Below are 19630 nucleotides of genomic sequence, written 5' to 3'. Positions count from 1 at the left end.
TCGATGTAATGCGGTCCTCACCCCAAGGCCGCTCCATGACCGCTTCTTCAACCGCTGATTTCGTCCCCATCCGATCGCTGCATCACTTCGCCTGGCGCTGCCGGGATTGCGAGGAGACGCGCCATTTCTATGAGGACCTGCTGGGCCTGCCCCTGGTGCATGTGATCAAGAGCGACGTGGTACCCAGCACCGGCGAGTACTGCCCCTATGTGCACATCTTTTTCCAGATGCGTGACGGCTCGTACATCGCCTTCTTCGACCTCGGCGACGACACGGCCGCCCAGCCCTCGCCCAACACGCCGGCCTGGGTCAATCACCTGGCCCTGCGCGTCGATTCGGTGGCCGAGCTGGAGCAGGCCAAGGCCAGGCTGCAGGCAGCCGGCATCGAGGTGCTGGGCGTGACCGACCACCACATCATCCGCTCGATCTATTTCTTCGACCCCAACGGCATTCGGCTGGAACTGACCACCCCCACGGTGGATGGGGCTGAGATGAACCAGTTGGCCCGCCGTGCCCACCAGGAGGTCCGTGACTGGACCGCCTTCAAGGCTCGGCGCAAGGCCAGCGCCTGAGGGGATACCCACGGACCCAAGAACAAACCGGAGACAAACCATGACCAGCTACCACTTCGCCCCCCCATACGAGCTGCCCAGCTTTGCTTTCACGCCCCCACCCGAGCTGCAGGGGGGAAACCCGGGCCGCTACCCCATCGTGATCGTTGGCGCCGGCCCGGCAGGGCTGACCCTGGCCTGCGACCTGGCCCAGCGCGGTGTGCGCAGCGTGCTGATCGACGAGGACAACACCGTGGGAGTGCGGGGCGCCTCCTCGCGTGGCATCTGCTATGCCCAGAAGTCGCTGGAGATCCTGGACCGGCTGGGCATTGCCGAACGCGCTGTCGCCAAAGGCGTGGCCTGGTCATTGGGCCGTACCTTCTCGGGCAGCGAAGAGGTGTACAGCTTCAACCTGCAGGACCACAGCGTGTCCACCCAGCCTCCATTCATCAACCTGCAGCAGTTCTACCTGGAGTGGTTTCTGGTGGATCGCCTCCAGGCCCTGGGCCTGACCGACCTGCGCTGGAGCACCCGGGTTACCAAGATCCAGGCCCATGTCGACCACGTCGACCTCATGCTGGAGACCCCGGCCGGCGCCTACCGGCTGCAAGCCAGCACCCTGATCGATGCCACCGGGGCCAACAGCCCCATCCGCACGCAACTGGGTCTGGCAACCCACGCCTCGCGCAGCACCGATCGCTGGTGCATCACCGATGTGCGTTTCACCCACCCCCTGCCCACGGAGCGCTGGACCTGGGTGGATGCGCCCTTCAATGACGGGCGCGCAGTCTGGCAGCACCTGATGGCCGACGGTGTGTGGCGCATCGACTACCAGATGCCCGAGGATGCCGACCCCGAGGCCATCAGCCAACCCGAGGTGGCCGGCTCACGGCTGCGTGCGCAACTGGGGCCCGATGTGGAGTTCGAGTTTGTCTGGATCGGCCCCTATGGCTACCGCGACCACCTGCTGGACGACTTCCGGGCTGGCCGGGTGTTCTTCATCGGTGACGCCGCCCACGTCGTCAGCCCCTTTGGCGCCCGCGGCGGCAACACCGGCATGCAGGACGCCGCCAACCTGGGCTGGAAGCTGGCCCTGGTCGAGCAAGGGCTGGCCCCCGACACCCTGCTGGACAGCTACAGCGCAGAGCGCCGCGCCGCCTGCGTCGAAAACCTGCAGGTGACCAGCCGTTCTGCCCGCTTTCTGGCCCCCCGCAGCCCGGCAGAGCACACCCTGCGCCGAGCCGTCCTGGCGCTGGCGCGGCAGCACCCTTTTGCACGTGCACTGGTCAACACGGGCAGCATGTCGGTGGCGAACGACTACCCGCCCTCGGCCTGCCTGCCCCAGGGCGCCCGCAGCGTGCAAAACCTGGCCTTGCCAGATCGGCAGGGCCGGCCCACCGCGCTGATGCACCTGCTGCGGCAGGGCACGCACTGCCTGGGGCTGTGGTTTGCGCCAACAACGGGCGCACGGGCCGAAGCCGAGGCGCGCTTGCGCCAGACCGGGCTGCCAGCCCGCCTGGTGGCCATTGGCGGGCCCGAGGCCGACCTGCACGACCCCGACGAGGTGCTGGCCCGCCACCTGGGGCTGGCCCCCGGCGGCAGCGCCGGCACCCTGTGCCTGCTGCGCCCGGACGCCTACCTGGCCGCCACCCTGCCGGCCTGCACCGCCGACGCCCTCATCGAAGCCCTGCGCGTGCTCACAGGCCAAGCTGCCACCGCCCTGGAACCCCTCACCGCCTGAACCGAGCCCGACCATGAACACCGAACCCAACATCCCCGACCCCGACGGCTTCTACGCCGCCCTGGTGCAAGCCCACGAAGGCCTGAGCGAAGCCGCCAGCGCCGACCTGAACGCGCGGCTGGTGCTGCTGCTGGCCAACCAGTGCGGCCGGCAACAGGTGCTGCTCGCCTGCCTGAACGCGGCCCGCGAAGCCGCCCCCTCTACCCTGACCTGAAAGCCCCCCCATGAGCACCCAAGCCCCTTCCTTTGCCTCGGCCTCCGACCTGCAGGAGCAAAAACCCCAGGTGCAGATGCTGGCCCCAGGCGTCTACGGCTACATCAGCGCCTTCGATCCCAACTGCGGCTTCGTGGTCGGTGACGAGCACGTGGTGGCCATCGACACCCGACCCACGCCGCGCCTGGCGCGAGACTTCCTGGCCGCCATCCGCAGCGTCACCGACAAGCCCGTGAAGTTCATTGTGCTGACCCACTACCACGCGGTGCGCGTGATGGGCGCCAGCGCCTTCCCGGAGGTGCAGGCCATCATCGCCAGCCAGGGCACGACCGACTGGGTGCACAGCCGCGGCCAGGCCGACTTCGACTCGGAAGTGGGCCGCTTCCCACGCCTGTTTGCCGGTGTCGAAGAGGTGCCCGGCCTCACACGGCCCACCCTGAGCTTCGAGCGCGAGATGCGCCTGAACCTGGGCTCACGCGAGATCCACCTGCACTGCCTGGGGCGCGGCCACTCGGGGGGCGACACCGTGGCCTGGCTGCCCGACTGCGGCGTGCTGTTTGCTGGCGACGTGGTCGAGAACCGCTGCGGCGTGTACGCCGGCGACGCCTACCTGCAGGACTGGCTGGGCACCCTGGACGCCGTGCGCGCACTCCACCCTCGCACCCTGGTGCCGGGGCGGGGCGCAGTGCAGCACGGCCAGGGGGCCTGCGCCGAGGCCATTGACCTGACCCAGGCCTTTTTGCGCACCCTGCTCGACAGCGTGCGACAGAGCCTGGCCGCCGGCCTGGGCCTGCGGGCCTGCTTCGAGAACGCGCAACAGGCCATGGCGCCGCGCTTCGGCGACTGGCCCGTGTTCCAGCACGTGCTGCCCTTCGACGTGGCCCGCGCTGTTGAAGAGCTGCAAGGCACCGAGCACCCCACCATCTGGACCGCCGAACGCGACCAGCAACTCTGGGCCACGCTGCGGGGCTGAGGCCCGCCTACGCCAACGCACTACGAACCACGCACCACGCACCACGCACCACGCACCAAAAAAACCACACAGGAGACAGACATGACAATCCCTTCCCCCACCCGCCGCGCCTGCACGCGCCTGGCCTTGGCCCTGCTGGCGGGCCTTGCCGACCCACTTACGGCCCAGGCGCAGCCCCAGACACCGGCCTACCCCAACCAGGCCGTGCGCTGGCTCGTGCCCTATGCAGCCGGCGGCGGTACCGACGCCATGGCCCGGGCCCTGGCCGACGCCATGCAGCCCTCGCTGGGTCAGCCCCTGATCATCGACAACCGCCCCGGCGCCTCCACCAACATCGCGGTGTCGGTGCTGCTGCAGGCCAAGCCCGACGGCTACACCGTGATGCAGGCCGAGAACGCCGCACTGCTCTTCAATGAGCACATGTTCGCCCGCCTGCCTTACAAGCCCGCCACCGATTTCACCTACATCGGCGCCATTGGCCGCATGCCTGTGGCCCTGGTGGTGCACCCCGACTTTCCGGCCAAAACCCTGGCAGAGTTCATCGCCTATGCCAAGGCCCACCGTGATGGGGTCAACTACGCCTCGCCAGGCAATGGTTCGCCCCACCATGTGGCCATGGAGCTGTTCAAGCAGAAGGCCGACATCAGCCTCACCCATGTGGCCTACAAGGGGGCGGCACCGGCCATGCAGGACGTGATGGGCGGCCAGGTACCGGTGATGATGCTCGACCTGGCCTCGGGCCTGCAGATGATGCGGGCCGGCAAGGTGCGCGTGCTGGCCCTGGCCTCGCCGCAACGCGCCAGCGCCCTGCCCGAGACGCCGACCTTTGCCGAACTGGGCTACAAGGAGGTCAATGCTGCGGCTTTCCACGGCCTGGTCGGCCCGGCCGGCATGCCCGCCGACGTGGTGAACCGCCTGAACGCTGAATTGCGCAAAGCCACCCAGAGCCCCAAGGTGGTGAAGCTGTTTGCCGACTTCGGCTTCGAGCCCCTGCCGGGCAGCCCGGCCGATTTCCAGGCCCTGGCCCGCAGCGAAAGCGCTCGCTGGGGCAAGGTGATCAAGGCCTCCAACATCCAGCTCGACTGAGGACGGCCCCGATGACCCCACACGATCTGCGCCTGGCCACCCGCCACAACGGTCGCCGCGATGGCGAGCTGATGCTGCTCAGCCCCTCACGGCAACACTGGGCCCCGGCCGGCCCCGCCACCCCCACCCTGCAAGCCCTGCTGGACGACTGGGAGGTGCTGGCCCCGGCCCTGGCCCGGCGCTGCCACAGCCTGGATGCCTCAGGCTGGCAGGGCTGCGCCGCTTTTGAGCCGCAGCAATGCCTGGCCCCCCTGCCTCGGGCCTACCAATGGGTCGATGCCTCGGTGTACCGCAACCACGCCCGCCTGATCTACCAATGGCGCCAGGAGCCCATCCCGCCTCGCTACGAGGACGAGCCCCTGGTCTACCAGGGCGGCTCGGACGTGATGCTGTCAGGCACCGAACCCATCGTGGCGCGCGATGAGGCCCATGGCATCGACCTGGAGGCAGAGATCGCCGTCATCACCACCGACGTGCCCATGGGGGTCAGCGCCGAACAGGCGCTGCAGCACATTGCCTTGGTGGTGCTGCTCAACGATGTGTCGCTGCGTGGGCTGATCCCGGCCGAGTTGGCGCGCGGCTTCGGCTTCTACCAGAGCAAGCCCGCCACCAGCTTCGCGCCGATCGCGGTCACGCCCGCGGCCTTGGGCTCGGCCTGGCGGGGCGGCATGCTGCACCTGCCGGTACACATCGAGCTCAATGGCCAATGGTTTGGTCAACCCGATGCGGGGGAGGAGACCGTGTTCCATTTCGGCCAGATCATCGCCCACCTGGCCCGCACCCGGGCACTGGCTGCGGGCAGCATCGTCGGCGCGGGCACCATCAGCAACGCGGCCGCGGCCGGCGGCAATGCCTGCATCACCGAGGCCAGGGTACGCCAGATGCTGGCCGGTGCGCCCGAGGCCGAGCTGCAGCCCTACCTGCGGCACGGCGACCGGGTGCGCATCGAGGTGCTGGATGCGCAGGGTCGCTCGGTGTTCGGTGCCATCGATCAGAGGGTTCAGGTGGTGTCACAGGCGGAGTGAGGCTGGATCAGGCCGCCCGGCTCACAGCAGCCCACCCCGCTTGAGGCGGTAGGCCAGTTGGGCGCGGCTCAGGCCCAGCGCCCGGGCGGCCTCGGCCACGTTGTGGCGCGCCGCCACCCAGGCCTTGCGGTAGCGCTGCAGCTCGGCAGCGGCATGCGCATCGCTGCCGCCCCCAGTGCCTTTGCCCGCAGCAGCAGGCGGCGATCGCCGAGCATTCCGGGTGGGCTCGGGGTCAAGCGTCAGCACCGGGGCCGGCACCTGCGTCAGTTGGCCACTGGCATCCAGGCCCAGGGCTTCGTGCGACAACTGCTCGCCCCCCCGGAACAGGTGGTGCACATCGATCGGCTCGCCAGGCTCGGCCATGATCACGCCGCGCTCCACCAGGTTCTGCAGTTCGCGGATGTTGCCCGGAAAGTCGTAGCGCAGCAGGGCCTGGACCGCGCGCGCCGTGAAGCCCGGCACCTCGCGCTGGTGCAGGGCGACGTAGCGCTGCAGAAAATGCTCCATCAGCAGCGGGATGTCATCGCGCCGCTCCTTCAAGGGCGGCAAGGCAATAGGGAACACATTGAGGCGGAACATCAGGTCTTCGCGGAAGCGCCCGGCCCGCACCTCGTCACGCAGATCGACGTTGCTGGCCGCCAGCACCCGCACATTGACCGGGATGGACCGGGTGCCCCCCACCCGCTCGACCGTGCGCTCCTGCAAGGCGCGCAGCAGCTTGCCCTGGGCCACATAGCTCAGCGAGGCCACCTCGTCGAGGAAAAGGGTGCCTTCATGGGCGCGCTCGAAACGCCCGGGCCGCGACACCGTGGCCCCGGTGAAGGCCCCCCGCTCCACCCCGAACAGCTCCGACTCGATCAGGGTCTCGGGGATGGCTGCGCAATTGATGGCTACAAAGGGCCGCTGGGCCCGCGGGCTGATGCGGTGCAGCGTCTGGGCAAACAGCTCCTTGCCCACGCCCGAGGCCCCGGTGAACAACACCGTGGCCTGGGTGGGCGCCACGCGCTGGATCAGGTGGCAGGCGGCGCTGAAGCTGGAGGAGATGCCGATGGGCTCGGGCGCGTCGGCGCCAAGCCCCAGAACGGTGGCGGCGGGGGCCTTCGGCGCCCCCGTGGCGCTGAGGCTGGCCCCGGGGCTGAAGCCCCGGACCCGGGGTGCCGAGGCATCGGGCAGAAAGTAATGCGGGTCCAGTTCGGGGTCGTCCCACTGGTCGGCAGGGCGCCCGGTGATGCGGCAGGCCTCGGCCCCCATGGAGCGGCAGGCCGTCTCGCGGTAGATGATGAGCTTGCCCATGAAGGCGCTGGCGTAGCCGCTGGCATAGCCCACCTGCATCCAGCAGGCCGGCTCGGTGCCGATGCCGAAGGCGGCCATGTGTTCATCGTCCTCGCTGGAGTCATGCCACCAGAAGTCGGCAAAGAAGTCGCCGCGGGCGATGTCGAATTCGAAACGAATGGTCTCGGGCCGCACCATGCCCTCCAGCCGGTGCAGGTTCGGCCCCGCATGAAAGGCGTTGGCCGGGTCGCTGTCGGGCCACATGCGGCGCACCAGCTCGGCGTCGCGGGCCCCCGCGGCATAACCCACCCGCGTCAACAGCGAACGGGCCTGCTCCTGGCCCAGGCTGGCGATCAGCTCGCGGCGCAGCGACCCATAGGTGGACGACTGCCAGAGCAGCATGCGCTGGTCGTTCATCCAGATGCGGCCATCGCCGGGAGAAAACGTCAGCGTCTCGGCCAGGTCGCGTTGCGTGGGGGCCGCGCCTTCGTCGAAGTCGGCACTGCTGCGCGCCTGCAGCAGGCTGTCCTGCAAGGCAGCGAGGCTGAGGCGAGGGGGTGTTTTTTTCATGGCGACAGCGCCGGGTCAAGCAGCGTCATTGATCTATTTTTGATCATTAAATTTTAATCAAGCAAACGGGTATTGATTCAGGGTTTCTGCGGATCACCTTCGACAAGCCCTTGAATTGGAACGACTTTTTTCGCAGCCAGAACTGGCACCGCGATTGCAATGCAGTCCACGCATTCTTTTCATCACGACAACGGAGTCAATCATGCTTGAAGACAAGAAAATCATCGTCACCGGCGCCGCATCGGGCATCGGCGCCGCCACCGCCGCCCTGCTGACCCGGCAGGGGGCCGAGGTCATCGGCGTGGACATCCAGCGCCCAGCCCAGTTCTCGGGCCAGTTTGTGCAGGCTGATCTGTCGCGCCAGGACTCGATCGATGCGCTGGTCTCCGCCCTGCCCCAGGGGCTGAACGGCCTGGCCAACATTGCCGGTCTGCCCCCCACCCGCCCGGCACCCGCCGTGCTGCGGGTGAACCTGGTCGGCCTCAAGTACCTGACCACCCAGTTGCTGCCCAAGCTGGCCGATGGGGCCGCCATCGTCAACCTGGCATCGCTGGCCGGCCTGGGCTGGGCCGATGCCAAGGACACCATCCTGGCCAGCGACGGCCTGGGCTTTGACGAAGTGGATGCGTTCTGTCAGCAGCATGGCATCGAGGGCGCGCGCAGCTACTTCTTCTCGAAGGAGGCGCTGATTGGCTGGACCCTGCAGAACCGCTGGACCTGGCGCGCCCGGGGCATCCGCATGAACGCCGTGAGCCCGGGGCCGGTCGACACCCCCATCCTGCAGGACTTCATCGAGACCCTGGGCGCGCGCGCCGAAGAGGACATGCGCACCATGGACCGCCCCGGCACCCCGGCCGACATCGCCCCCGTGGTGGCCTTCTTGCTGTCCGACGCCTCGGGCTGGATCCGTGGCACCAACATCCCCACCGATGGCGGCATGTACGCCAACGTGCTGTGCCAGATGAACGGGCTCTGAGCCGCCGAAACAGGAAACCCCGACATGAACACCATTTCCATGCTGATCGATGGCCAGACCGTGGCCGCCGCTGACGGCAGCACCTTTGAACGACTGAACCCGCTGGATGGCTCGCTGGCCACCACTGCCCCGGCGGCCAGCGCCGCCGACGCCCGCTCTGCCGCCGATGCCGCCGCCAAGGCCTTCCCGGCCTGGGCCGCGATGGGCCCGGGCGAGCGACGCAAGCTGCTGATGAAGGCCGCCGTCGCTCTGGAGGCCCAGGGCGATGCCTTTGCCCAGGCCATGGCCCGCGAAACCGGCGCCTCCGGCCTGTGGGCGGGCTTCAATGTGCATCTGGCGGCCGACATGCTGCTGGAAGCCGCCGCCCTGACCACCCAGGTCAGCGGCGAGCTGATCCCCTCCGACCTGCCGGGCAGTCTGGCCACCGCGGTGCGCCAGCCGGCCGGCGTGGTGCTGGGCATCGCGCCCTGGAACGCGCCGGTGATCCTGGGCGTGCGCGCCATCGCCGTGCCGCTCGCCATGGGCAACACCGTGGTGCTCAAGGGCAGCGAGCTGTGCCCGGCCACGCACGGACTGATCATCCAGGCCCTGCAGGAGGCAGGCCTGCCCCCGGGGGTGGTCAACTTTGTGACCAATGCACCGGCCGACGCCGCCACCGTGGTCGAGGCCCTGATCGCCCACCCCGCGGTCAAGCGCGTCAACTTCACCGGCTCCACCCATGTGGGCAAGATCATTGCCGCCACCTGCGCCAAGTACCTCAAGCCCTCGGTGCTGGAACTCGGCGGCAAGGCCCCCCTGCTGGTGCTCGATGACGCCGACCTGGAGGCTGCGGTCAACGGCGCCATCTTCGGCGCCTTCGCCAATTCGGGGCAGATCTGCATGTCCACCGAACGCATCGTGGTGGATGAATCCGTGGCCGACGAGTTCGTGGCCCGCTTCGCGGCGCGCGCCGCCGCCCTGCCCCTGGGCGACCCCCGCCTGGGCCCGACCGTGCTGGGCTCGGTGGTGGGCCAGGCCACGGTGGACCGTTGCAACGCCCTGATCGACGACGCCCTGGCCCACGGCGCCACCCTGGTGTGCGGCGGCCGTGCCGACAGCACCCTGATGCCCGCCACGGTGCTCGACCATGTGACGCCGGCGATGCGCCTGTACAGCGAAGAGAGCTTCGGCCCGGTGAAGGGCGTGGTGCGGGTGGCAGGCGAAGATGCGGCCGTGGCCTGCGCCAATGACAACCCCTTCGGGCTGTCGGCCGCCGTCTTCACGCGTGACACGGCCCGCGGCTGGCGCGTGGCGCAGCGCATCGAGTCGGGCATCTGCCACATCAACGGCCCCACAGTACACGACGAGGCCCAGATGCCTTTTGGCGGCGTCAAGGGCAGCGGCTGGGGCCGCTTTGGCGGTCGGGCCGGCATGGAGGCCTTCACCGAGCTGCGCTGGATCACGCTGCAAACGGGCCCGCGCCACTATCCGTTCTGAGTCTCGCAAGCCCTGGCCAGGCCACACCGGGCCGCACTGGCCCGGCCAGGGTGCCGCTCAGCAGCGTCTCTCGCGCGCGCAGACACCCCAACCCCTTCAGATCACCCCATCAGGTCGCCTGTGCGATGTTCAAACCACCCGCCACCCACAAGGGCTGGCCGGTCATGTAAGGCAGACGCCCCTGCGCCAGGGTGCTGACGGCCAGACCCACGTCTTCGGGCGTGCCCCAGCGGCGCTGGGGCACGCGGCCCTCCTCCATCCAGCGATCGATCACCTCGGTGCCGGCCGAAGCCGTCATGGCCGTGCGCATGAAGCCAGGGCGCACCTCGTGCACATGGATCTGCTCAGCGGCCAGGCGCAATGCAAACAGGCGGCTGACCATGGACAGGGCCGCCTTGGTGGTGCAGTACTGCGCCCGGTCGGGTGACGCCATCTCGGCGGCGATCGAGGTGATGAAGACGAGGCTGCGGTAGCTGCCTGCCGCGGCCGGGTGGGAGATCAGGTGCCGGGCGAAGGCCTGGCTCAGGAAGAAGGTGCCGCGCAGGTTGATGTCCACCGAACGATCAAAGGCTTGCGGGCTCAGCGCCAGCAGATCGGTCAGCGGACGGGCTGCGATCCCGGCGTTGTTGACCAGGCAGCTGAGCGGGCCCAACGTGGCCTGCACGGCCGCCAGCGCGGCCTCGTGAGCAGCCAGATCGGCGATGTCCAGGCGCTGGTAATGGATGCGCGCCTCGGGTGCCTCGGGCACGGCCAATGATTCGAGCGGTACCGAGGCCGCGTCGGCCAGGTCAAGCACGGCCACGTCAAAGCCATCGCGGGCCAATTGCACCGTGATGCCCCGCCCCAACCCTTGCAGACCGCCAGTGACCACCGCCACAGGGCGACTGCGGGCCTGCATGGCCGAAGGCCCGGATGTGACGGAAGAAGTGGCGAGAACCGGTGCAGAGTGGGTGTTCATGGAAAAAAGGGATGTGGTCGTTGAAAGAAGAACAAAAAGCAGAGCGTGAGCGGGTCAGTCGATCCACTCGCTCATCAGCGCTGCGGTCTTGAGCAGGCTGGGTGCCAGGGCCTGCACGCGGTCCGGGTTGAGCCGGTGCTCGATGGCCGAGATCGACAGCGCCATGTAGGGCTTCTGGCTGCGCGAGGGCACGGCGGCGGCCATGCCGGCCACACCGGGCATCACGGTGTTGGGCCCGGCGCAATAGCCTTGTTGCAGGGCATCGGCCAGGTGCTCACGCAGGCTGCGCTCGAGTCGGCTTCGATGAGCCTGGATCCAATCGGCCGGGGCATCCAGGGCGAGTCGGTTCAGGGCCTGGCGCTGAGCCTCTTCGTCCATGTGGGCCAACAAGGCCAGCCCCGAGTAGCTGGCCGTGAAGGGCTTGGTCTCCCCCACGCTCACCAGGTGGGTGCGGATGGGGTAGTCGCCCTCGGCGCGCACCAGATAATGCACGCCGTGGAATTGACGCAGGCTCAGGTAGACCACATCGCCGCACTCGTCGGCCAACCCTTGGGCCAGGGCGCGCAGGCGCTGAAAGTCACGTATCGGGCTGGGCGCCGACAGACCGAGCGAGAACATCGCCGATCCCAGCGTGTAGCGGCGATCTGCCACCTGCTGAACCAGCTTGACGGCACACAGTTCGCCCAGCAGACGGTGTACCGAAGAGCGCGCAATGCCGGTGTCCAGTGCCAAGTCCTTCAGGCGGGCTCCGCGCGGCCCTTCGCGCGAGATGCGCAACAGCAGCTCGGCCACCCGGGTCACCACCTGGGTCTTCTGGCCATCCTCGGCCGGGTCTTCATTCCATGCATCCGTCATGGCAAGGTCTCCTGTTTTTTCGATATTCCGTTTAACGGACTTATTAAGTGAATTCATCTGAACCGCCTGTCCTAGAATTTTTCACATCGTTGACATTGATCATAGTGAATGCACGGAGACAAAGCGTGAACCACCGCTGTTTGAGATGGATAAAACCCAGAATTTATATTCCGTTTAACGGACTTTTTATGAAGGGAAAGTGCCATGGCTGACCCTTTGCAAACGACCCCTTGCACAGCCGCCCCTCTGGCCGGCCAGGTGGCGGTGGTGACGGGCGCAGGGGGTGGCATTGGCCGCGCCAGCTGCCTGCGCCTGAGCCAGGCCGGCGCCGCCGTGCTGGCACTGGACCTGGACGCCGCGTCAGCCCAGGAGACCGCCCGCCTGCTGCAGACCCAGGGAGGCCAGGCCCTGGCCCTGGCGGCCGATGTGTGCGACCCCGCGCTGGGAGCGCAGGTGCTGACCCAGGCGCTGGCGCACTTTGGGCGACTCGACATCCTGATCAACAACGCCGGGCGCGGCAGCGCCATGCGCCCGCTGTGGGAGATCGAGCTGGACGACTGGCAACGCGACCTGACACTGAACCTGAGCAGCCAGTTCTACCTGTGCAAAGCCCTGGTGCCCCACATGGTGGCGGCGGGATATGGCCGCATCGTCAACGTGGCCTCGGCCGCTGGCATGGAAGGCCACCCGCTCAGCGGTGGCTACGCGGCGGCCAAGGCAGGCGTGATTGCCATGACCAAGACCCTGGGCAAGGAATTGGCCACCCAGGGGGTGATCGTCAATGCCATCGCCCCGGCCCTGATCGACTCGCCCATGCTGCACAGCGAATGGTTCAGCGCCGAGCTCAAACAACAGCTGCTGGACCGCATTCCGATGCGCCGCGCTGGCCAGCCTGAAGAGGTGGCCGAAATGGTGCTGTTCCTGGCCAGCCCGGCGGTGAGCTTCTCCACCGGGGCGGTGTTCGACCTCTCGGGTGGCCGCGCGACCTACTGAGCACCCGACCCAGCCACGCGGGCTTGCCCCGCCTTTCTCTTTTCTCGTTCGATGCATCAGCCCGCCCTGAGGGTGGGAAGGCATCACTTCGCCTTCAAAAAGGAAAACGTCCATGAGCATTGCCTTGCAACCCAGCGGCGCCGTCGAGATCGATGGCGCCCGCGTGCCCTACTACGATGCCGGCCCCCACGACAGCGGGCGCCTGCCACTGTTGCTGATCCACGGCACCGCCGGCAACACCAACAGCCATCTCGGCTACCTGTTTCCGATGCTGGCCTATCGCCAGCGCGTGATCGCCCTGGATCTGAGCCCGGCCCCCGGGCAGGAGCAGGCTGAACTGACGGTGGAAGACCTGGTCGCCCAGGTGATGGCCGTGACGCGCCATTTGCTGGGCCCGGACCAGTCCTTTGCCTTGATGGGTTACTCGCTGGGCGCGGTGGTGGCGGCGGCCACGGCAGGCCTGCACCCCGAACGTGTGCAGCAGCTGCTGCTGGTGGCGGGTTGGATCAAGACCGACACGCAGCAGCAGTTGCGCAACCATGTCTGGCGCACCCTGCGCCAGACCGTGGGTGAGACTGAGGTGCTGCGCGAGTACATGGCGTTCTGCGCCTTCAGCCCGGCCTTCATGCAGGCGCGCAGCCTGACCGACATGCAGGCCGCGGCCAGCGCCATTCCCCTGTCGCCCTGGGTGGACCGCCAGATGGCCCTGAACAGCCGGGTCGACATCACGGCGCTGGTGGAGCGCATCCGCGCCACCACCCTGGTCATCGCTTGCAGCGAGGACCAGATGGTGCCTCGCCAACACAGCCAGGCCCTGTTCGGCGCCATCGAGGACGCCCGCTACCTGGAGCTGGCCTCAGGCCACGCCGTGGTCTTCGAGCGACCGGCCGAGCTGTTCCACGCCATCGACCAGTTCACCCGGGCCCCCACCGCCCATGCCGCCGGCACGCGCATCCCCGCCACCCGCCCCTGAACCCACCACCTCTTCAGAACCGGATCCCTTCTCCATGACCTCCTCCCATTCCACCCCTGACAGCGCCTCGCGCCAGGCACGACTCATCATCATCGGCGCCGGCTTTGCCGGCCTGGGCCTGGGCATGCGCCTGCGCCAACGCGGTGACACCGATTTTCTGGTGCTGGAACGCGCTGCCGACGTGGGCGGTACCTGGCGCGACAACGACTACCCAGGCTGCGCCTGCGATGTGCCCTCGCACCTGTACTCGTTCTCCTTCCGCCCCAACCCAAACTGGTCGCGTGTTTTTTCGCCCGGCCCCGAGATCCAGCAATACCTGCGCGAATGCGCCCGCGAAAGCGGCCTGCTGCCCCACATCCGCTTCGGCACCGACATGCTGGCGGCGCGCTGGCAGGCCGAGTGCCGCCGCTGGGTGATTGAAACCAACCACGGCGACTTCGAGGCCGAAGTGCTGATCACCGCCACCGGCCACCTGGCCGACGAGCGCCTGCCCGAGGTGCCCGGCCTGGACAGCTTCACCGGCGAGGTCTTCCACTCGGCCCGCTGGAACCACCAGGCCGAGCTCAAGGGCAAGCGCATCGGCGTGGTGGGCTCGGGGGCCTCGGCCATCCAGGTCGTGCCCCAGATGGCTGAAGTGGCCAGCGAGCTGGTGGTGTTCCAACGCAGCGCCGCCTACGTGATTCCGCGTGCCGACCGCGCCTACACCGCCGCTGAACAGCGCCTGTTTGCCCGAGACCCTGAACGCATGCACGCACTGCGATCCGAGTTCTTCTGGAACGGCGAGTACAACTTTGCCCAGCGCCGCAATGTGCCGCGCTACCTGCAAGAGGCCAAGGACCTGGCCCTGGGCCACCTGGCCCGCCAGGTGAGCGACCCCGTGCTGCGACAGAAACTGACCCCTGACTACGAGGTGGGCTGCAAACGCCTGCTGATCTCGAACGATTACTTCCCCGCCCTGAGCCGCCCGAACGTGACGCTGGAGGCCTCGGCCCTGGCCCGCGTGGAAGGCTCGCAGGGGGTGGCTGCCAACGGCGCGTCCCACACGCTGGACGTGCTGGTGCTGGCCACCGGCTTCGAAGCCACCCGACCGCCGTTTGCCAAGCGGGTGTTCGGCAGCGCAGGCCACAGCCTGGATGCCCAATGGGACCAGGGCATGCAAGCCTTCGATTCGATCGCCGTGAATGGCTTTCCAAACCTGTTCATCCTCAACGGGCCGAACACGGGCCTGGGCCACAACTCGGTGGTCTACATCATCGAGGCCCAGGTCGACTACCTGCTCGAAGCCCTGGACCACATGCGCCAGCAACAGATCGCGGTGCTGGAGGCCGATGCCCAGGCCGAGGATGCCTACATGGACGCCCTGCACCAGCGCAGCCAGGGCACGGTCTGGCTGGCCGGTGGCTGCAAGAGCTGGTACGTGGACCCACGCAGCGGCCGGCTGACCCTGGTCTGGCCCGACTACGCCCACGCCTTCCGCGACGCCAACGGGCACTTCCACCCCGAGGGCTACCACCCCACCCCGGCGACGCCCTCGACCTGACATCCACCAGGCCCGCTTCGCAACCCGACCCAGAACCAGACCCAGACCCACAGAGACAACGACATGAGTACACCCAACACCTTTTCAACCCACACCCCGCCGCACCCTGGCCTGCGCCGCCGGCATGCACTCCTGGCCGCCCTGGGCTCAATGGCCGCCCTGCCTGTGCGCGCACAGGACAGCAACCCGGCGCGCATTCTGGTGGGCTTTCCGGCCGGTGGCGCCTTTGACGCCGTGGCCCGCCTGCTGGCCAATGAGCTCAAGACCGTCCTGAAGCGCCCGGTGCTGGTGGACAACCGCCCCGGCGCCGGCGGGCGCCTGGCCGTCGATTTGCTGCGCGGCGCCAAGCCCGACGGCAGCGTGTTGATGCTGGGCCCCGATGCGCTGACCGCGCTGTACCCCTTCACCTACAGCAAGCTCAACTACGACCCTGCCAAAGACCTGGTGCCGGTGGGCACGGTGAGCGAATTCCCCTTTGTGCTGGTAGCGGGCAGCGAGCCCCCGGTCAAGACCCTGACCCAGTACATCGCCTGGGCCCGGGCCAACCCCGAGCGCGCCCAGTACGGTGTGCCGGCGCGCGGCGCGCCGCACCACTTCTTCGGCATGGCGCTGGGCAAGACCATCGGCGTCAAGCTGGAGGACGTGCCCTACCAGGGCAGCGCCCCGCTGATGCTGGGCCTGATGGGCGGCCAGGTGAGTTGTGGCATCGACGTGCTGGGCAGCGTGCTGGAGCAGTACAAGGCCGGCAAGGTGAGCCTGCTGGCCGTGTCTTCGCCACAGCGCATGCCTCAGGTGCCCGAGGTGCCCACCTTTGCCGAACTGGGCTACCCCGGCATCAGCGGCATGGGCTTCAACGGGCTGTATGCCCCGGCCGGCACACCGGCCACGGTGGTCGGCAGCTGGAACCAGGCCTTGGCCCAGGTAATGGCCCAGGCCGCAGTGCGCGAGCGCCTGATGGTGCTGGGCGCCCTGCCGGTCGGCAAGAGTGCCGACGAGCTGAACCAGCGTGGCCATGAGGCTGCCAAGCGCTGGGGCCCGGTGATCAAGGCCTCGGGGTTCACCGCCGACTGAATGCCACGGCCTGCGCTCTTGGCGCAGAGGCGCTCAACCCTCGGCCGCACCCCATCGGGTGCAGCCAGGCAACACGGGCCTCATCCGAGGCCTATCTTTCAAGCACAGAAGCCCGGCCCGACCCGGGTCAAGAGGAGACAACACCATGCGACGCAAGATTTCCACCCGTTGGGCCACCGCAGTGGCCTTCGCCGCGCTCAGCGGCTTCAGCGGCCTCATGCAGGCCCCCGCCCTGGCCCATGATGGCCCCACCCCGGCGCCCTCACGTTTCGGCGCTGGCGACCAGATCGGTGCGGCCAACTACCTGAGCCCCGAGTTGGCTCTGCAGGCCAGCCGCCTGGTGCGCAGTGGCAAGACCTATTCGCTGGCCATCCCCACCACCCCCGACACCCCGGCCCTGGCGCCACGCAGCTTTCGCATGACTGTGGTGCAGCCCGGCCAGGTGGGCGGGGCCACCCTGGGGCAGAGCAAATCCAGCTACAACGACGACATCCTGGCCGCCTGGGTGGCCGTGGGCACCCAGATCGACGGCCTGGGGCATGTGGGCATCGACAACGTCTACTACAACGGCAACAAAGCCAGCGATTTTGTGACCGCCACTGGTCTGACCCGGCTGGGGATCGAGGGCATTCCCCCATTCGTGACCCGTGGCGTGGTGTTGGACATGGCCGGCTATTTCGGCAGCGAACGCCTGAAGGAAGGCCAGGCCTTCAACCGCGCCGAACTGCAGGCCGCCGCACGCCGCCAGGGGGTGCTACTGCGCCGGGGCGATGTGGTGCTGTTGCACACCGGCTGGCTGGGCCTGATCGGGCAGGACAATGCCCGCTTTCTGGCCGGGGAACCGGGCCTGGGGCTGGATGGCGCCCGCTACCTCACCGAGCTTGGCGTGGTGGCCGTGGGCGCCGACAACTGGGCGGTCGAGGTGCTGCCCAACGAAAAGGGCAACGAAGCCTTCGACATCCACCAGCACCTGTTGGCCCGCAACGGCACCTACATCCTGGAGTACGTGCGCACCGACGAGCTGGTGCGCGACCAGGCCTGGGAGTTCATGTTCGTGCTGGGCACCCCGCGCTATGCCGGCGGCGTGCAGGCCGTGGTGAACCCGGTGGCGATCCGCTGAGCGCAGGGGCCGGCGCCGGGCCTGGGCACGGCCCTTTTCAGGCCACTGGTGCCAGCGCCCCAAAGCGGTAGGCCGCCGTCACGCCGCCATCCATCAAAAAATCACTGCCGGTGATGAAGCTGCCGTCTGGCCCCATCAGCAAGGCGGCCACGTTGGCCACTTCGTCGGGGGTGCCGGCACGGCCCACGGCGCAGGCCTCCATCATGTGATCGGTAGCCGGCACCGCGGAAGCCTCTTCGGAATGCGCCTGGGTCAGATGGGCCACCACCAGGTGCTTGCCAGCCCCCACCCGACGGGCAATGGCCTGGCCAATGAAGCCTGCACCCACCACCACAACGACTTCTTTTTTCATCATAGACGCCTTCACAAAACAGGTGTGGCAAGCCTGGCTGTTCGCCGGCTCAGCGCTTGTCGTCGGCCGCAAAGACTTCGCGCGCCACGCCAATGGCGGTCACGGCGCTGGGCCAGCCGGCATAGAAGGCCAGGTGGGTGGTGGCCTCGATCAGTTCGGCATCGCTGAGCCCGTTGGCCCGCGCGCGGGCCAGGTGGCCGCGCAGTTGATCGGGGCGGTTCATGGCGATCAGCGCGGCCACCGTGATCAGGCTGCGATCGCGCTGCGACAGACCCGGGCGGGCCCACACGTTGCCGAACAGCACCTCGTCCGTCAGCTGGGCAAACTGGGGCGCGATGTCGCCGAACAGCTGCTGGCCCTGAGATGGCGCCGCCGGGGCGCTGGCCACGACAGGTGCCGGGCGCTCCTGGTATTGCGCGTCGGTCACCGCCTCCAGCCAGTCGGCGGCACTGCCGTTCAGCACCTCGGTGATCGCCGTATGGGTCATGGCACTGTCGGAGGCTGCACCGTGCCAATGCTTGGTGTGGGGCGGGATGTGCACCACGTCACCAACCCGGATCTCCTCCACCGGGCCACCCCAGCGCTGGATGCGGCCGACGCCAGCCGTGACGATCAGGGTCTGGCCCAGCGGGTGGCTGTGCCAGTGGGTTCGAGCGCCAGGCTTGAAACTGACCGCGCCCGCCGAGCTGCGCTCCTCGCCGCTGGGTACCTGCAGCATCTCGACGCTGACGCGGCCGGTGAAGTACTGCTCAGGGGCCGCATTGACAGGACGGCTGCCCGCACGGGTGATCTGCAGTTCAGCATCAGCGGCCAAGGCGGCATCGGGCGAGGCCTGGGGCAGGCCGCCAGCGGTGAAGAGGGGGTTCATGGGGTGTTCCTTGAAAGGGTTGGAGGTGATCAGCGCCCGACACGAGCGGCCAGGTGCTCAGGATAGCGGGCACCCTGCACGGGGACGCGCTCCAGCACCTCGGCGATGCGCTTCAGGTCGTCAGCGCTGAGCAGCAGGTCGGCAGCGGCCAGGTTCTCGTCCAGGCGCTGCGGCTTGGTGGTGCCAGGAATCGGTGCAATCCAGGGACGCTGGGCCAGCAGCCAGGCCAGGGCCACCTGGGCCGGGGTGGCCTGGCGCGATGCCGCGATGTCGCTCAGGGCCTGCACCAGGGCCTGGTTGGCCTGGCGGGCTTCGACGCTGAAGCGCGGCACCACGTTGCGGAAGTCATCGGGGCTGAACTCGGTCTGGGCCGTGATGGCCCCGGTCAGAAAACCCTTGCCCAAGGGGCTGAAGGGCACGAAGCCGATGCCCAGCTCCTCCAGCAGCGGCAGGATCTGCTGCTCGGGCTCGCGCCACCACAGCGAGTATTCGCTCTGCAGGGCCGCCACGGGCTGCACGGCATGGGCCCGGCGAATCGACTCGGGCCCGGCCTCGGACAGACCGAAGTGGCGCACCTTGCCCTGGGCGATCAACTCTTTCACCGCGCCGGCCACATCCTCCATCGGCACTTGGGGGTCGACCCGGTGCTGGTAGAGCAGGTCAATGCGGTCGGTGCGCAAATGCTTGAGCGAGTTGTCGACCACCGCACGGATGCGCTCGGGGCGGCTGTCCACACCCGACATGGCGTTGCCGTCCTTGAAGCCGAACTTGGTGGCAATCACGACCTGGTCACGCACCGGCGCCAGGGCCTCGCCCACCATTTCTTCGTTCAGTGCGCCGTAGGCCTCGGCGGTGTCGAAGAAGGTCACGCCACGGTCGACCGCCTGCCGGATCAGTTGCACGGCAGCCGCGCGATCGACACCCGGCCCGTAGCCGAAGCTCAAACCCATGCAGCCCATGCCAAGGGCCGAGACTTGCAGGCCACTGCGGCCCAATTGACGTTGTTTCATGAGGTT

The 19630-nt window shown here is 68.2% G+C and carries 18 protein-coding genes and 1 pseudogene; 13 read left to right on the top strand and 6 right to left on the bottom strand.

Features of this window, described 5'->3' with window-relative positions:
- The first annotated feature begins 35 nt into the window (after positions 1-35).
- The 6 genes from F624_RS0102320 to F624_RS0102295 all read left to right on the top strand — a co-directional run bounded on the left by F624_RS0102320 (position 36) and on the right by F624_RS0102295 (position 5590).
- Positions 36-572, top strand: a complete 537-nt coding sequence (locus F624_RS0102320) for a VOC family protein (RefSeq protein WP_019572644.1) — start codon at positions 36-38, stop codon at positions 570-572.
- A 40-nt stretch (positions 573-612) separates the two neighbouring features.
- The gene (locus tag F624_RS0102315; RefSeq protein WP_019572643.1) at positions 613-2292 is read left to right on the top strand and encodes an FAD-dependent monooxygenase; all 1680 of its coding nucleotides are present in this window, start codon (positions 613-615) and stop codon (positions 2290-2292) included.
- 13 nt (positions 2293-2305) lie between these two features.
- Positions 2306-2506 carry a DUF2783 domain-containing protein gene (locus tag F624_RS0102310; RefSeq protein ID WP_019572642.1) on the top strand — a complete coding sequence of 67 codons (201 nt, stop codon included), beginning with the start codon at positions 2306-2308 and terminating at the stop codon, positions 2504-2506.
- Positions 2507-2516: 10 nt separating this feature from the next.
- Positions 2517-3479, top strand: coding sequence for an MBL fold metallo-hydrolase (locus F624_RS0102305; protein WP_019572641.1), 963 nt, complete (start codon positions 2517-2519; stop codon positions 3477-3479).
- 81 nt (positions 3480-3560) lie between these two features.
- Positions 3561-4565: a Bug family tripartite tricarboxylate transporter substrate binding protein gene (locus F624_RS0102300; protein WP_051107275.1), complete on the top strand. Its 1005-nt coding sequence runs from the start codon at positions 3561-3563 to the stop codon at positions 4563-4565.
- Positions 4566-4591: 26 nt separating this feature from the next.
- A complete protein-coding gene (locus F624_RS0102295) occupies positions 4592-5590 on the top strand; it encodes a fumarylacetoacetate hydrolase family protein (protein ID WP_031253878.1) in 999 nt (332 codons plus the stop codon).
- A 21-nt stretch (positions 5591-5611) separates the two neighbouring features.
- On the opposite strand, the gene F624_RS0102290 is transcribed toward F624_RS0102295, so the two are convergent.
- A complete protein-coding gene (locus F624_RS0102290; protein ID WP_019572638.1) occupies positions 5612-7432 on the bottom strand; it encodes a sigma-54-dependent Fis family transcriptional regulator in 1821 nt (606 codons plus the stop codon).
- Positions 7433-7634: 202 nt separating this feature from the next.
- Between F624_RS0102290 and F624_RS0102285 the strand changes: the two genes are divergently transcribed.
- Positions 7635-8408 (top strand): coniferyl-alcohol dehydrogenase, encoded by a 774-nt coding sequence (locus F624_RS0102285; protein WP_019572637.1) that lies wholly within the window; start codon positions 7635-7637, stop codon positions 8406-8408.
- 24 nt (positions 8409-8432) lie between these two features.
- Positions 8433-9884: an aldehyde dehydrogenase gene (locus F624_RS0102280; RefSeq protein WP_019572636.1), complete on the top strand. Its 1452-nt coding sequence runs from the start codon at positions 8433-8435 to the stop codon at positions 9882-9884.
- A 109-nt stretch (positions 9885-9993) separates the two neighbouring features.
- Here the strand turns inward: F624_RS0102280 and F624_RS0102275 are convergent, their stop codons facing one another.
- Both F624_RS0102275 and F624_RS0102270 read right to left on the bottom strand, forming a co-directional pair.
- Entirely contained in the window at positions 9994-10842 is an 849-nt protein-coding gene (locus tag F624_RS0102275) for a 3-ketoacyl-ACP reductase (protein ID WP_211224126.1), read from the bottom strand.
- Positions 10843-10896: 54 nt separating this feature from the next.
- A complete protein-coding gene (locus tag F624_RS0102270) occupies positions 10897-11697 on the bottom strand; it encodes an IclR family transcriptional regulator (RefSeq protein WP_019572634.1) in 801 nt (266 codons plus the stop codon).
- A 204-nt stretch (positions 11698-11901) separates the two neighbouring features.
- Between F624_RS0102270 and F624_RS0102265 the strand changes: the two genes are divergently transcribed.
- The 5 genes from F624_RS0102265 (at position 11902) to F624_RS0102245 (ending at position 17394) form a co-directional block, all read left to right on the top strand.
- Complete coding sequence (locus F624_RS0102265) at positions 11902-12690, top strand: SDR family NAD(P)-dependent oxidoreductase (RefSeq protein ID WP_019572633.1); 789 nt, start codon at positions 11902-11904, stop codon at positions 12688-12690.
- Between the two features lie 112 nt (positions 12691-12802).
- Positions 12803-13663 carry an alpha/beta fold hydrolase gene (locus F624_RS0102260; RefSeq protein WP_019572632.1) on the top strand — a complete coding sequence of 287 codons (861 nt, stop codon included), beginning with the start codon at positions 12803-12805 and terminating at the stop codon, positions 13661-13663.
- A gap of 34 nt (positions 13664-13697) precedes the next feature.
- Positions 13698-15203 (top strand): flavin-containing monooxygenase, encoded by a 1506-nt coding sequence (locus F624_RS0102255; RefSeq protein WP_019572631.1) that lies wholly within the window; start codon positions 13698-13700, stop codon positions 15201-15203.
- 63 nt (positions 15204-15266) lie between these two features.
- Positions 15267-16274 (top strand): Bug family tripartite tricarboxylate transporter substrate binding protein, encoded by a 1008-nt coding sequence (locus tag F624_RS0102250; RefSeq protein ID WP_157443276.1) that lies wholly within the window; start codon positions 15267-15269, stop codon positions 16272-16274.
- Between the two features lie 145 nt (positions 16275-16419).
- Positions 16420-17394, top strand: coding sequence for a cyclase family protein (locus tag F624_RS0102245; RefSeq protein ID WP_245573537.1), 975 nt, complete (start codon positions 16420-16422; stop codon positions 17392-17394).
- Between the two features lie 37 nt (positions 17395-17431).
- Here the strand turns inward: F624_RS0102245 and F624_RS34635 are convergent.
- The 3 genes and pseudogenes from F624_RS34635 to F624_RS0102230 all read right to left on the bottom strand — a co-directional run.
- A pseudogene (locus tag F624_RS34635) lies at positions 17432-17627 on the bottom strand (SDR family oxidoreductase); the annotation flags it as partial.
- A gap of 168 nt (positions 17628-17795) precedes the next feature.
- Positions 17796-18614 carry a (R)-mandelonitrile lyase gene (locus F624_RS0102235; RefSeq protein WP_019572627.1) on the bottom strand — a complete coding sequence of 273 codons (819 nt, stop codon included), beginning with the start codon at positions 18612-18614 and terminating at the stop codon, positions 17796-17798.
- A 29-nt stretch (positions 18615-18643) separates the two neighbouring features.
- Positions 18644-19624, bottom strand: a complete 981-nt coding sequence (locus F624_RS0102230) for an aldo/keto reductase (RefSeq protein WP_019572626.1) — start codon at positions 19622-19624, stop codon at positions 18644-18646.
- Positions 19625-19630: the final 6 nt, after the last annotated feature.

It is taken from the genome of Curvibacter lanceolatus ATCC 14669 (genome assembly GCF_000381265.1).
Taxonomy (GTDB): Bacteria; Pseudomonadota; Gammaproteobacteria; order Burkholderiales; family Burkholderiaceae_C; genus Curvibacter; species Curvibacter lanceolatus.
This window is presented reverse-complemented; position numbering and strand designations above follow the sequence as displayed.

Excerpts from the sequence above, each read along its gene's own strand:
- F624_RS0102230 (WP_019572626.1), bottom strand. The coding sequence starts at position 19,624 with ATGAAACAACGTCAATTGGGCCGCAGTGGCCTGCAAGTCTCGGCCCTT.
- F624_RS0102255 (WP_019572631.1), top strand. The coding sequence starts at position 13,698 with ATGACCTCCTCCCATTCCACCCCTGACAGCGCCTCGCGCCAGGCACGA.
- F624_RS0102260 (WP_019572632.1), top strand. The coding sequence starts at position 12,803 with ATGAGCATTGCCTTGCAACCCAGCGGCGCCGTCGAGATCGATGGCGCC.
- F624_RS0102290 (WP_019572638.1), bottom strand. The coding sequence starts at position 7,432 with ATGAAAAAAACACCCCCTCGCCTCAGCCTCGCTGCCTTGCAGGACAGC.
- F624_RS0102280 (WP_019572636.1), top strand. The coding sequence starts at position 8,433 with ATGAACACCATTTCCATGCTGATCGATGGCCAGACCGTGGCCGCCGCT.
- F624_RS0102305 (WP_019572641.1), top strand. The coding sequence starts at position 2,517 with ATGAGCACCCAAGCCCCTTCCTTTGCCTCGGCCTCCGACCTGCAGGAG.
- F624_RS0102250 (WP_157443276.1), top strand. The coding sequence starts at position 15,267 with ATGAGTACACCCAACACCTTTTCAACCCACACCCCGCCGCACCCTGGC.
- F624_RS0102245 (WP_245573537.1), top strand. The coding sequence starts at position 16,420 with ATGCGACGCAAGATTTCCACCCGTTGGGCCACCGCAGTGGCCTTCGCC.
- F624_RS0102310 (WP_019572642.1), top strand. The coding sequence starts at position 2,306 with ATGAACACCGAACCCAACATCCCCGACCCCGACGGCTTCTACGCCGCC.
- F624_RS0102275 (WP_211224126.1), bottom strand. The coding sequence starts at position 10,842 with ATGAACACCCACTCTGCACCGGTTCTCGCCACTTCTTCCGTCACATCC.
- F624_RS0102265 (WP_019572633.1), top strand. The coding sequence starts at position 11,902 with ATGGCTGACCCTTTGCAAACGACCCCTTGCACAGCCGCCCCTCTGGCC.
- F624_RS0102285 (WP_019572637.1), top strand. The coding sequence starts at position 7,635 with ATGCTTGAAGACAAGAAAATCATCGTCACCGGCGCCGCATCGGGCATC.
- F624_RS0102320 (WP_019572644.1), top strand. The coding sequence starts at position 36 with ATGACCGCTTCTTCAACCGCTGATTTCGTCCCCATCCGATCGCTGCAT.
- F624_RS0102270 (WP_019572634.1), bottom strand. The coding sequence starts at position 11,697 with ATGACGGATGCATGGAATGAAGACCCGGCCGAGGATGGCCAGAAGACC.
- F624_RS0102315 (WP_019572643.1), top strand. The coding sequence starts at position 613 with ATGACCAGCTACCACTTCGCCCCCCCATACGAGCTGCCCAGCTTTGCT.
- F624_RS0102300 (WP_051107275.1), top strand. The coding sequence starts at position 3,561 with ATGACAATCCCTTCCCCCACCCGCCGCGCCTGCACGCGCCTGGCCTTG.
- F624_RS0102235 (WP_019572627.1), bottom strand. The coding sequence starts at position 18,614 with ATGAACCCCCTCTTCACCGCTGGCGGCCTGCCCCAGGCCTCGCCCGAT.